The organism is Roseovarius sp. EL26, assembly GCF_900327775.1.
In the GTDB taxonomy this organism is placed as follows: Bacteria; Pseudomonadota; Alphaproteobacteria; order Rhodobacterales; family Rhodobacteraceae; genus Roseovarius.
In genome coordinates, this window is sequence record NZ_OUMZ01000007.1 from 1,391,224 (window position 1) to 1,403,208 (window position 11,985).

The following is an 11,985-nucleotide window of genomic DNA, read 5'->3' on the forward strand; positions in this document are numbered from 1 at the left end:
GTGTTTCATAAAGATTTATATCAAATTTTGAATAGCTCTCTTCATCTCAATCCCGATTGAGATGCATCAAGCAATCAACAGCCAGAACGCTGTCGTCGTACACAAACAACGGGTTGATTTCGATCTCAGCAATATCACCGGCATTCTGCATAGCATATTCAGCCAAGGCGCTCAGGGCGCGGATTAATGCCTCAATATTGACCCTAGATTTACCGCGAAACCCTTCCAGAAACGTAGAGACCCGCAAACTTTGCAACGCGATCCGCAACTCTTCTTCAGAGGCAGGTAAAAGCAATGAACGGGTATCGCCGACCAGCTCAACCAGAATGCCGCCGCTGCCTAAGGTCATCGCCAGACCGAACTGCGGATCATGGCGCAGTCCAACAACCAGTTCAGCCAGTGGCGGTGCCCCCATTGCCTCCACAAGAAACACATCGCTTAAAGCTTGCTCTGCGTATCCAGCCACACGGGTTTTCATGTGTGAAACTTCTGCACGCAAGGTAGCCTCATCCGGAATGTTCAGGGCAACGGCCCCGGCTTCGGTCTTATGGGCCAGTGCTGGGCTCATCATTTTTAGGGCCACCGGATAGCCGATCTCTTGCGCTGCCTCAAAGACATCCTCGCCTTTGGCCACGCGCCCTGACGGTACTGGGATGCCAGCCATGAACAGCTGTTCCTTGGCCTCGGCCTCGCTGATCATCGCGACACAGGTGGCACTATGCGCAGTCAAAAGCGGTTGAGGTGGGCACGTTAAAATACGGCGTTGGCTTTGCGCCCACCACGCAGCATCACGGATGGCATTAAGCGTCTCATGAATACCCTGCATCGGGGCAACACCCTGTGCGATCAGAGCCTCACGAATATGCGCGCCCATGTTTTCTGGTATCGTGGCGCAGATCGCAGCGGGCAGGCCCGCCTGCTGTGCAGCTCTGGCAAAGGCCATCCCATCATTAAGATACAGCTGCTCGCTTTCATCCAAGCCTTTGGCTGGGTAGTCCTGCACCAAAAGTGCCGTTTGCGCCGGAATATGTTTGAAAGATTCTGCGAAAACCAGCTCAGTTTTGTCAGCCTGCCCCCAAATCGGTGTCGTATAATCCAAAGGGTTCGATACCGTCGCTATGGGCGGCAATAATGTCTCTAACACCTGACGTGTCGTACCATCTGGGTCCGGATAATTCAGGCCAATCACCTCGCCATGATCCGCCAGCATCGTGGCCCCCCCACCGGAACAGGTGAAGCCCATCACATCGGGCCCGGCAGGTGCCCCGGCAATACATAGAAACTTGAGCGTTTCCAGAAACTGCGCCGGATTGGTGACACTGATCACCCCTACCCGATCAAACAACGCCTGATACAACTCATTGGAGCCTGACAGCGAACCAGTGTGGCTAACTGTCAGACGTTCACCAATGACCGAACTGCCAGTCTTAAGTGCCACAATCGGCGTGCCCACGTGCAGAGCCTTGAGGGCAGCACGTTCAAAGGCAGGAATATCAGACAGGCCTTCGATATGAAGCCCGATGGCGCGCACCTCAGGGCGCTCGCACATTAGATCAACAAACTCTGTCAGGCCAAGGTCAGCCTGATTTCCAGCCGAGGCCATATAAGCCAGCGGCAGGGATCTCTGGCTCATTGTGATATCTGAGGAAAACATACCCGACTGCGTGATGATCGCGGCGCCGTAACCCGGACAGCTGCCGCCATGGGCAAACGGCCAGAGCGCCGAGCGGCCCACATAATTGACCAGCCCATAACAATTGGGCCCCACCAAAACCATATCGCCCAGCGCGGACTTCAGCTCCTCTTCCAGTTTACGCCCGGCCTGATGTGCTTCAGAAAACCCTGCTGTATAGCAAACGATTCCGCCCGCCCCTAAATGGTTCAGATCGCTGATCGCTTGCGGTACAGCGGGCGCAGGTATGGCCAGAAAGACCGCATCAGGCGCCTCAGGCAGATCGCTCAAATTGGCCACGCAGGGTAAGCCGCACATCGCCTCACGCTTGGGGTTCACCACCCACATTTTACCTGCAAAACCGGCACGGCGCGCCTCACCAATAGCGATGGCCGCGTCAGAGCCGCCAATGAATGCGATGTGGCGAGGATTAAGAAGGCGTTCAAAGTTCTGCCGTTTGGCCGGGGTCATCGATCACCCCCCAAGTGGTCGTAACATCGACCGGGTGATGATATGGCGCTGAATTTCCGATGTGCCGTCCCAGATCCGTTCCAGACGGCTGTCGCGCCACAGACGCTGGATTGGCAATTCTTCCATCAATCCCATACCGCCATGCACCTGAACCGCATCATCGGCAATCTGGCCCAACATTTCAGAGCAAAAGACCTTTACCATGGCAGCGTCCTGATCTTCCATTCGGCCCTCTTGATGCCGATTGACCGCATCCAAGACCATCAAGTCCGCCGCGCGCAGGTTCATCTTGCCATTGGCCAGCCGAAACCCGGTGGCTTGAAACTGGCCAATCGGCTTACCAAACTGACGACGTGTGGCTGCCCACTCTGTGGCCATGTCTAAAATGCGCTCGGCTTTGCCACAGCAACTTGCACCAACCCAGATGCGCCCCATGCTCAACCACTGCCCTGCTATCTCAAAACCGCGCCCTTCTTCACCCAAAACCTGATCCGGGCCAAGACGCACATCCTCAAACGACAGCTGATAGGTCTTGTATCCGCGGTAACTCACGCTTCGTGTGCCTTCACGGCAATCAAAGCCCCGCAGGCCGACATCGACCAAAAACGCCGTAACACGTTTGCGTGGGCCGCGCGGTGTCTCATCTTCGCCAGTGGCGGCAAACACGATGGCAAAGTCCGGCATACATGGGCCTGAGATAAAATGTTTGGTACCGTTGAGGATCCAATCGTCCCCATCGCGCCGAGCGGTCGACTTCATCCCCATTGCATCTGACCCGGCTTCGGGCTCGGTCAGGGCAAAAAGTTCGCGTTTCTCCCCAGTGACACAAGGCAGCAAATAGCGCTCGCGCTGATCGCCCTCACAAGCCAGCAGAATTTCCGTCGGACGTGCTGCCCAGCTGTGCAGCGCATGGGTGGCCTTACCGAACTCGCGCTCGATCAAATGCTGCGCTGTCAGATCAAGCCCCCCACCGCCGATCTCTTCCGGCAGGTTACAGGCGTAAAGCCCCAATTCTTTGGCGCGCGCCTCAACCTGACGGCCAAGATCTTCGGGCACCTCTCCAAGACGGTCGACTTCATCCTCATGGGGGAAAATCTCGTCCTCCATGAACGCTCTTACAGTGTTAAGTAAAAGCTCATTTTCGTGACTGACTTGGATGTTCATGCATCCGCCCCACGCAGTTTGAGCTTATTGCGCGCTTCTTGCGGGCTCAATACACGGCCACCCATGTTTTCAACAATCTCGACCACGCGCGCGACAAGCTGCGCATTAGTAGCTGGCACGCCGCGATCCAACCAGATGTTATCCTCCAACCCGACGCGCACATTACCGCCAAGCGCCACTGCAGCGGCCGCCATGGGCATCTGCATCCGACTGATGCCAAAACTGGCCCAGCTGGCTCCGGGCGGCAGTTGTGCCTTCATCGCGGCCATGGTTTCCACCGTTTGGTCCGCCCCCCAAGGAATACCAAGGCACAGCTGGAACATTGGCGGCGCATCAATCAAACCTTCTTCGACCATCGCCTTGGCAAACCGGATGTGCCCCAGTTCAAAGACCTCAAGCTCGGGCTTCACCCCCCATTCCTGAGTAAGCTCGGCCATACGACGCAGGGTTGGTGGCGTGGAAATATAGATCTCATCGCCATTGCCAAAATTCAGTGTTCCGCAATCCAGAGAGCAAATCTCGGGCAGACATTCCTTGATATGGGCCAGACGTTCTTCGGGACCGATCATATCAGTGCCGGGACCTGGCATTGCCGGATCCACGGCAGATGGAACCCAATCACCACCCATTCCGGCAGTCAAGTTGATCACAACATCGGTGTCGCTGGCGCGCACTAGGTCAACGGCGCGTTTGAAGAGCGCCGGGTCACGTGAACCCTGCCCTGTCTCCGGATCACGAACATGCAAATGGGTGATGGCTGCACCGGCCTTAGCCGCCTCAATAGCTGAGGCTGCGATCTCCTCCGGAGTAACCGGAACATGCGGGTTTTTATCGGTGGTGTCTCCGGCGCCGGTGACAGCACATGTAACGATCACTTCAAAATTCATGCGCGCTCTCCCTGTTGATTTCAGGTTCAGTTTGCGGCGAGTATGTAAAATAAATGTAGTTTATTCGCCATTGTTTTGCAGATGAGCGGCGGATAATCTCACTTTCAGTACGACCATCACATTAGAGTATTCCTATGTCTTCAACCGATGCACAGGGCCCGCGGCCCACTCGAATCGTCTGTATCCTGGTGCCGCGCTTTAATATGATGAGCGTGGTCAGCCTGCTGGAGCCCCTGCGCATTGCCAACTATCTTTCGCCGTCGCCCCTCTATGAAACCACGTTCTGCGCGACCGACGCAGGAGAAGTTTGGGCCAGTAACGGCATGCCAATTCGATGTGAAGGCCTTCCAGAAAAGCTTAATCAAGATGATCTCGTTCTGCTCATCGGCAGCTGGGGGGCGGAACATTACTCCGATACCAGATTATTGTCTTGGCTCAGGCGTGCGGACCGGCAAGGCATTCGGCAATGTGCCGTCGAAATGGCCCCCTATATTTTTGCCCGCGCCGGTTTGTTAACGGGCAGACGCGCCACAGTTCACTGGTCTTATCTACCTGGATTTAAAGAGGTTTTCCCCGATATAAATGGCCAAGAACAGCTATTTACCAGTGATGGCCGGATCATGACCTGCGCGGGATCATCTGCTGGTCTGGATTTTATGCTCGATCAAATTCGCCAAAACCACGGCGATGCATTGGTTGGCGAAATTTCGGACAATATCCTGCATCACCCCGTGCGGGATTCGACACATTCCCAGCGCAAGACATTGGGGCACGGGCTTGAGGGCTTACCGCAAAACGTCAGCACCGTGGTTGAGCTGATGGATCAGCATTTGGTTGAGCCCTTAACAGTCCCCCAACTGGCAGAGCAGGTCGGGATTTCGCAACGGCAACTTGAGCGCCAGTTCAACACGGCGATTGGCTGCAGCGTGGTGCAGTTCGGGCTGCTACTCAGACTCCAACATGCGCGTGTATTACTGATTTCCACAGATCTTGGCGTGCGCGAAATTGCCACCGCTTCCGGCTTTAATTCTCTGTCTCATTTTGCCTATTCATTTCGCAAATGTTTTGGCCGCAAGCCACGGGAATACCGCCAGGCCTGGCCCAAACACAAAGAGGCGCCCGACTGGCCCGGCACTTTGTCCAATTATCTTGAGACGCTGAAGCTAAAACAGCACGGGCTTACCCCGATTGACGAAGCGCATTGAGCACAGCAACAATCTTGGCATCCCGATCTGCCGCCATATCCTCAAAATCGCGATCCCCCGCGATGCTATTACAACCATCGACCATGCGATCGCGCAATTCTTGCGTCAGCTCAGGTGCGTCCAGCCGTGTCCACGGCCATTTCAGCGCTGGCCCAAACTGATCGAGGTTAGTGGCCATGCCACCCGCTCCGCAAGCCACATGAAACGCCATGCATTGCCCCTGCACTACCATCCTCGGCGCAGGGCCGTTGATCAGTGCAATGTCGATATCTTCCGGTGTAGCCTCTCCGGCCGCCACCATATGCAACGCCTCGCGCCACAAGGCCTCCTGCAGGCGGGTGGCTACAAAGCCGGGGATTTCCTTTTTCATGATCAATGGCGCTTTGCCAGCCGCCTCGTAAAACGCACCCGCCCAAGCAACAGCCGCCGGATCGGTTTGCTTGCCGCCGACAATTTCGACCAATGGCAATAAATACGGTGGGTTAAACGGATGCCCGATCACGCACCGTGCAGGCGTCTGACAGCCAGCCTGAATTTCTGTCATCGTCAGGCCGGATGTGGACGAACCGATCACGATATTTTCTGGCAGCAACTCCCCCATACGGGCATAAAGCGTCTGTTTGATTTCCAGCCGCTCGGGCGCGCTTTCTTGCACAAATTGCGCGCCATCAAGCGCCATCTCAAGATCTGTTGTTACGGTCAGCCGGGCGCGCGATGCACCTGCATCCAACCCAAGCGTTTCAAGGCTGATCCAAGCGGTATCGACGATGGCATCAAATGCTGCGCGCTCGCTCTCATCATGGATATAGGCGGTAACGTCATAGCCCCGCGCCAGAAAATGCGCAGCCCAGCCACCGCCGATTGGCCCGGCACCAAGGCTTGTCACTCGCGTGACTGAATGGGGATCAAGGTACATGGTCATTCCCCTTTGAAATTGGGTTCACGTTTTTCAACAAAAGCCGCGACACCTTCAGCCGCGTCATCCGATTTCAACATCTTTTTATAGGTCGGTAGGCCGTCGCCGCGCATCTTAGCAAAGGCGTCCTCAAGCGGTACACATTCGATGGCACGCTGCACTTCCTTGACGCTTTGCATCGCCAGCGGGGCCGACCATGCAACTGAAGCGGCCCATTCGCGCGCGGCATCCATCAACTCATCCTTTGGCACAACCTTGTTGACCAAACCGTAGCCCGCCGCCTCTTCTGCGCTCATACGACGCCCAAGCAGGAACATCTCCATCGCAATGTTATGCGGAATGCGGCGCGGCAAGCGTTGCAAGGCCCCTGCATCAGGAACGATCCCAAGCGGCATCTCGGGTAGGCCAAATTCCACATGATCAGCCGCAATCAGCAGATCACAGCCCAGCGCCATCTCAAACCCGCCACCAATGGCCAAGCCGTTGATTGCAGCAATAACCGGTTTGTTGAGTGCCCAGTTTTCGGTCAGCCCGGTGAAACCACCAAAACCATAATCATCACTTTCCCACCAGTTATCGAGGCTCATCTCGCCCGCATTGAGCGCCTTGAGATCCCAGCCAGCTGAGAAAATCTTATCCCCCCCGCCAGTCAGAATGGCACATCGAAGATCTTTGTCTTCGTGCAACTCCTGAAATGCTGCGGCAAGCGCCTGCGATGTTGGCACATCGATCGCATTCACTTTGGGCCGGTCCAGCGTAATTTCCAACACGTGGCCCTCACGTACCACTTTCACTTCGTCTGACATCAGTTGCTCCTATTGGGGGCGGATCTGACCGGTCCGCAGTTTTACATATTCGTATGCTATCAGCGCATCACGAAGGGGTTTGCCATTGGCTCGTCCGAGGTGTTCATCCAGACCGTCTTAGGCCGGGTGTAGTCATACATCGCCTGCAAGCCACTTTCGCGCCCGTAACCAGAACCTTTGACGCCGCCAAACTCCGCAATCGGCGAGACGACACGGTAGGTATTTACCCAGACGATCCCTGCGCGCACCGCATCAGCCATGCGCAGGCTGCGCGCGCTGTCACGAGTGAAAATTCCCGCTGCCAAACCGTGCTCGGTATCATTGGCAAGGGTTATGACCTCCTCCTCTGTCTTGAAGCGCTGCACGCATAAGACAGGGCCAAACAGTTCAGTATCAACAATACGCAGATCCTGACGCGGGCAGGCTAGAATAGTAGGTTCAAAGAACAACCCGTCCATTCCTACTGGTCGCTGCCCGCCAGACAGAATTTCAGCACCCTCTTCTTGCGCAAATGCCAATTCACGCTCGATCATATCGCGCTGCCCAGTTGTGCACAGTGGACCCATCTGTGTCTCTTCTAGCAGTGGATCACCGATATTGATCTCGCGCGCCTGTGCAACCATTCGTTCAAGGAATTCATCAGCAATATCTTCGTGCAGATAAAGCCGCGACCCCGCGACGCAACTTTGACCAGTTGCGCCAAAAATACCGGCGATCGACGCATTTACTGCGCTTTCAATATTGGCGTCATCAAATACGATGAATGGGGATTTACCTCCCAGCTCAAGGCTTACCTCAGCAAAGTTATTCTTTGAATTTTCAAGCACATGCCTGGCTGCCCCGGGCCCACCGGTAAAGGAAATCCGTGCCACGTGTTTATGTGCGGTTAGGGTGCGCCCACACGGATCGCCATGCCCCGTGACAATGTTGACCACGCCCGGGGGAAACCCAGCCTCCTCAATCAGCTGACCGAATTCCAGCATCGCAGCAGAAGCATGTTCAGAGGCTTTGAGCACAACCGTATTGCCCGCCGCCAGCGCCGGCCCGATTTTCACCGCGACAAGGAACAGCTGGCTGTTCCAAGGCACCACGGCAGCCACAACACCTAATGGCTGCCGTTTGGTAAAGACAAACAGATCGGGTTTATCGATGGGCAGCGTCTCGCCGCTAATCTTATCGGCGCATCCGGCATAAAATTGGAAGAATTCCGAGATATACTTGGCCTGCCAGCGGGTTTCTTTAAGCATCTTACCAGTATCGATGGTTTCGATCCGGCCCAGATCCTCGGACTTGTCAGCCAATAAATCACCCAGTCGGCGCAGGTGTTTCCCACGCTCTGTTGGGGTCATTTTGGACCATGGACCATTCAAAAATGCTTCATGCGCCGCATTCACTGCCCGGTCAACATCGGCCTCGGTCGCCTCAGGAATGCGCGACCAGACCTGCCCAGTTGCTGGGTTCACGCTCTCAAACGTGCCGCCATCTGCCGCATCCACCCATTCACCGCTGATCAACATCTGGTAGCTTTTTACATCGGTCATCTTATCGGCCTCCCTGCCAGTGATTCTTATCTTGAGAAGAATTGTCGCATGAATGTGCGATTTATCGACACTTGATGGCGAAATATTTCAATGCAGATCGAAGCCTTCCAGCATAGCCTCAAACCAAAGGAGATCCGCATGCCAATTTCACCAGATGGAACCGCTTATGACCGCACCGGCCCACGAGATGCCCCCAGTGTTGTGTTGATCCATGGGCTCGGGCTGAATCGTGAGGTCTGGCAATGGATGCTACCCGCGCTGAGTGATACCTATGATGTGGTGACCTATGACCTTTATGGACACGGTCAAAGCGCGGCCCCGCCAAAAACGCCCAGCTTGGCGCTATTATCAACCCAGCTTGACGGGCTGATGGAAACGCTAGGCGTATCATCCGCCACTATTATCGGGTTCTCACTGGGCGGCATGATTTGCCGCCGCTTTGCGCAGGATTATCCGCAAAAAACCCAAGCGCTGGTTATTCTGAATTCCCCTCACCGCCGCACGCCCGAGGCGCAAACCGCCATTCTGGCACGAGTTGATCAGGCCCGCGACAATGGCCCTCAGGCCACGGTCGAGCATGCGCTGCAACGTTGGTTTACAGACGGCTTTCGCGCCGCCAACCCCAATATGATGCAGCGGGTTCGCAACTGGGTTTTGGCTAATGATCCAGCCATCTACCCCACGATCTACCGCGTTCTGGCAGAAGGCATTGATGAAATTACCGATCCTGCGATCCAGCTATCGCTGCCCGTTTTTGTGATCACGGCGGACGAAGATTATGGCAATGGACCCGAAATGACCAAAGCGATTGCTGCGAACATTGATGGCAGCGAAGCCCTGATTTTACCGGGGCTACGCCACATGGCGTTGGCGGAAGATCCAGATGCGGTCAATCATCCGATCCGGGCGTTTCTAGATAGCCTATCAACAAACACAAACCCTTAGCCAAATTACGCCAATGCAGCGTCGGCGGTGCGCTCCTGATCAATCAGGATCTCCAGCTGACGCCGATACCGCAACTGCCCGCCATCGATCGGCAGGTCGATGTGAGGCGTTCGCTTGCCCGACATCCCTTTTTGCACTGCATTCAAAACCTCGCGGTCTTCTTCAAAGGCATGTTTCACATCATCACTCATCATCTGTGATAGGCCCTCGTCATCCGGGCGGATATTGCGCAATTGGAACCAGTAATAGCGAGTTCTATCCCTCGTCTCAGGTGTCATAAAGTTATAGCTGTCCATGACAAAGGTTTTCTCATGTAGCGCACCGCCCTCACCACCTGTGCCAGCAGGTGTAAAGACAGCTTTGATCAGCGCATGGCAGGGATAGCGCACCTCGTAATGCTGAAGTCGATCACAGTTACCCTCAAACTCTACGATCTTGGCATAGAACGGTGCCGGTTCCACATCCATCATCCAGCGCCAGACGGTGATGCCATCCTCGGCCTTGGTGATCCTGAGGGGGGTATCCACGGTCGCCGCCTGCCCAAACGAAGATTGATGAACCCAGGCAACATGAGTAGGGTCCAGCAGGTTGTCGGTGACATAAAGATAGTTGCAATCAATCTCGAGCGCCTTGCCACGGTTCATCCCCCACGCCGGATCATCGAAGTTCTCAATCTCGAAAATTTCATCAGTGCTGGCCAGTGCTGGGTTACCCATCCAGATCCAAACTAGCCCATAACGTTCCTCAATCGGGTAAGCGTGCACCTTGGCATTGGATGGAATGCCGCCCTTGCCCGGCGCACGAATGCATTGGCCACTGCAATTGAAGGTCAACCCGTGATATCCGCATTCCACTGCATCACCTTTGCGTCGCCCCTTGGTCAGCGGTAGTTTTCGATGCGGGCAGGCGTTTTCAAGCGCCACAACAGCACCTGTACTATCGCGAAACATGCAAATGCTTTCCTCAAGCAGGATCACCTCCTGCAAATCATCCGAAATTTCATCGGCCCACGCCGCCACATACCAGGCATTCTTCAAAAACATTCCAGCTTCCCTTCTCTTCTTTTCGTGATCACGGGTAACTTTATTCAGCATGACAGCTTGATAGAATCGATAAACTGTGATCACAGTTATCTGTGTAAGATCCTCTTCATGGCAAATCAAGGCAGTGTTTCATGCTCGACAAAACCAATAACGACGTTGACCTCATCCACCTTGAACTGGCGGATCGCCTGAAGCGCCCACCCGAAGAAGCCTGGGCCATGCCCGCGGAATTCTATACCTCATCTGCGTTTCTTGAGGTCGAAACAGAACAGATCCTGCGGCGCGAATGGATGTGTGTGGGTCATGTTGGTGAGCTGCGCAATCGAGGTGATTTTTTCACCACCGAGCTGCTGGATGAGCAACTTTTGATCGTGCGCGACGCCGAAGGAACCGTACGTGTGTTGTCAAATGTCTGCCGTCATCGCGGCAACCGCGTGGCCGAAGGCGCGGGCAATGCACGTAAATTTATCTGCCAGTATCACAATTGGACCTACGATACGACCGGGGCCCTTAAGGTTGCCCCGATGATGCGCAAGCAGGCCCTCTTTGACCAATCAAAATGTGGATTACCTGAATTTGCCTCAGAAATATGGAAAGGCTGGATTTTTGTTAATCTTGATGGCGCAGCAGAGTCACTGGCCCCCCGCATCGATGACCTGTCCGGCGTTATCCACAACTACCATCAAGAAGATCGCTTTCTCGTCTTCATGGAAGAAGATGTTTGGCACTGTAACTGGAAGGCCCTCTTCGAAAACTTCATGGAAGGTTACCATCTCAGCTCGACGCATTTGACCACATTGCACCCGATCACCCCAACTAAGCTTTGCAAAAAGATGCGTTCGGGCGAGGGCTGGACAGGGTATCACGCCTTTTATGATCCAGAACATCCTCCACGTGGCCCATTTCACCCTGATCTCACTGAGGAAGAACAAAACAATTCCCCAATGTACGGCGTCTATCCAAACCTGATGGTGGGGATGGGTACGGATTTTACATTGTTCATGATCATCCGCCCGGATGGGGCAGACAGGGTGCGGATCCGCTGGGGGGTCACCGGACAAAAAGATGAACCTACATCAGGTGCCACCAAAGCCTATGTCGATCTGTGCCGCGCCTTCAATATTGAGGACAAAGAGAAGCTTAAAATCTTACAAACAGCCCTCAAAACCCGTGGTTATAAAGGCGGCCCTTTAGCCCCAGATGACTTTGAAGGTACGATCTGGGATTTCATCCAATATATCGCACGCAAGACAATAGAACCAACCAATCACTCGGCAAACATCGACAAATAGACATTATCCATTGCGAGGTGGCGAAAAATCGAAAGTCCACAAA

General features: G+C 54.7%; 10 protein-coding genes. 3 read left to right on the forward strand and 7 right to left on the reverse strand.

Features of this window, described 5'->3' with window-relative positions; translation table 11 throughout:
• Positions 1-46: 46 nt before the first annotated feature.
• The 3 genes from D9A02_RS14730 to D9A02_RS14740 are packed head-to-tail and all read right to left on the reverse strand — an operon-like array spanning position 47 to position 4,194.
• The gene (locus tag D9A02_RS14730; protein ID WP_120501669.1) at positions 47-2,143 is read right to left on the reverse strand and encodes an acetate--CoA ligase family protein; all 2,097 of its coding nucleotides are present in this window, start codon (positions 2,141-2,143) and stop codon (positions 47-49) included.
• Positions 2,144-2,146: 3 nt separating this feature from the next.
• Entirely contained in the window at positions 2,147-3,307 is a 1,161-nt protein-coding gene (locus tag D9A02_RS14735) for an acyl-CoA dehydrogenase family protein (protein WP_120501670.1), read from the reverse strand.
• A complete protein-coding gene (locus D9A02_RS14740; RefSeq protein WP_120501671.1) occupies positions 3,304-4,194 on the reverse strand; it encodes a 3-keto-5-aminohexanoate cleavage protein in 891 nt (296 codons plus the stop codon). The genes D9A02_RS14735 and D9A02_RS14740 overlap by 4 nt, the downstream gene beginning before the upstream one ends.
• 134 nt (positions 4,195-4,328) lie before the next feature.
• On the opposite strand from D9A02_RS14740, the gene D9A02_RS14745 reads away from it, so the two are divergent.
• On the forward strand, positions 4,329-5,399 hold the full coding sequence (locus D9A02_RS14745) for a GlxA family transcriptional regulator (protein ID WP_120501672.1): 1,071 nt from the start codon (positions 4,329-4,331) through the stop codon (positions 5,397-5,399).
• Here D9A02_RS14745 and D9A02_RS14750 read toward each other — a convergent pair.
• Genes D9A02_RS14750 through D9A02_RS14760 form a run of 3 tightly spaced genes read right to left on the reverse strand, consistent with a single transcriptional unit; the run spans position 5,374 to position 8,662 of the window.
• Complete coding sequence (locus D9A02_RS14750) at positions 5,374-6,315, reverse strand: 3-hydroxyacyl-CoA dehydrogenase NAD-binding domain-containing protein (protein ID WP_120501673.1); 942 nt, start codon at positions 6,313-6,315, stop codon at positions 5,374-5,376. The genes D9A02_RS14745 and D9A02_RS14750 overlap by 26 nt on opposite strands.
• 2 nt (positions 6,316-6,317) lie before the next feature.
• The gene (locus tag D9A02_RS14755; RefSeq protein ID WP_120501674.1) at positions 6,318-7,121 is read right to left on the reverse strand and encodes a carnitinyl-CoA dehydratase; all 804 of its coding nucleotides are present in this window, start codon (positions 7,119-7,121) and stop codon (positions 6,318-6,320) included.
• 59 nt (positions 7,122-7,180) lie between these two features.
• On the reverse strand, positions 7,181-8,662 hold the full coding sequence (locus tag D9A02_RS14760) for an aldehyde dehydrogenase (protein ID WP_120501675.1): 1,482 nt from the start codon (positions 8,660-8,662) through the stop codon (positions 7,181-7,183).
• A gap of 138 nt (positions 8,663-8,800) precedes the next feature.
• Between D9A02_RS14760 and D9A02_RS14765 the strand changes: the two genes are divergently transcribed.
• Entirely contained in the window at positions 8,801-9,607 is an 807-nt protein-coding gene (locus tag D9A02_RS14765) for an alpha/beta fold hydrolase (RefSeq protein WP_120502551.1), read from the forward strand.
• Positions 9,608-9,612: 5 nt separating this feature from the next.
• On the opposite strand, the gene D9A02_RS14770 is transcribed toward D9A02_RS14765, so the two are convergent.
• Positions 9,613-10,650 carry an aromatic ring-hydroxylating dioxygenase subunit alpha gene (locus D9A02_RS14770; RefSeq protein ID WP_120502552.1) on the reverse strand — a complete coding sequence of 346 codons (1,038 nt, stop codon included), beginning with the start codon at positions 10,648-10,650 and terminating at the stop codon, positions 9,613-9,615.
• A 131-nt stretch (positions 10,651-10,781) separates the two neighbouring features.
• On the opposite strand from D9A02_RS14770, the gene D9A02_RS14775 reads away from it, so the two are divergent.
• On the forward strand, positions 10,782-11,942 hold the full coding sequence (locus D9A02_RS14775; protein WP_120501676.1) for an aromatic ring-hydroxylating dioxygenase subunit alpha: 1,161 nt from the start codon (positions 10,782-10,784) through the stop codon (positions 11,940-11,942).
• The last annotated feature ends 43 nt before the right edge of the window (positions 11,943-11,985 follow it).

What these genes read in the sequence shown, in the direction of transcription:
- D9A02_RS14730 (WP_120501669.1), bottom strand. Translation starts at nt 2,143, where the DNA reads ATGACCCCGGCCAAACGGCAGAACTTTGAACGCCTTCTTAATCCTCGC.
- D9A02_RS14735 (WP_120501670.1), bottom strand. Translation starts at nt 3,307, where the DNA reads ATGAACATCCAAGTCAGTCACGAAAATGAGCTTTTACTTAACACTGTA.
- D9A02_RS14740 (WP_120501671.1), bottom strand. Translation starts at nt 4,194, where the DNA reads ATGAATTTTGAAGTGATCGTTACATGTGCTGTCACCGGCGCCGGAGAC.
- D9A02_RS14745 (WP_120501672.1), top strand. Translation starts at nt 4,329, where the DNA reads ATGTCTTCAACCGATGCACAGGGCCCGCGGCCCACTCGAATCGTCTGT.
- D9A02_RS14750 (WP_120501673.1), bottom strand. Translation starts at nt 6,315, where the DNA reads ATGTACCTTGATCCCCATTCAGTCACGCGAGTGACAAGCCTTGGTGCC.
- D9A02_RS14755 (WP_120501674.1), bottom strand. Translation starts at nt 7,121, where the DNA reads ATGTCAGACGAAGTGAAAGTGGTACGTGAGGGCCACGTGTTGGAAATT.
- D9A02_RS14760 (WP_120501675.1), bottom strand. Translation starts at nt 8,662, where the DNA reads ATGACCGATGTAAAAAGCTACCAGATGTTGATCAGCGGTGAATGGGTG.
- D9A02_RS14765 (WP_120502551.1), top strand. Translation starts at nt 8,801, where the DNA reads ATGCCAATTTCACCAGATGGAACCGCTTATGACCGCACCGGCCCACGA.
- D9A02_RS14770 (WP_120502552.1), bottom strand. Translation starts at nt 10,650, where the DNA reads ATGTTTTTGAAGAATGCCTGGTATGTGGCGGCGTGGGCCGATGAAATT.
- D9A02_RS14775 (WP_120501676.1), top strand. Translation starts at nt 10,782, where the DNA reads ATGCTCGACAAAACCAATAACGACGTTGACCTCATCCACCTTGAACTG.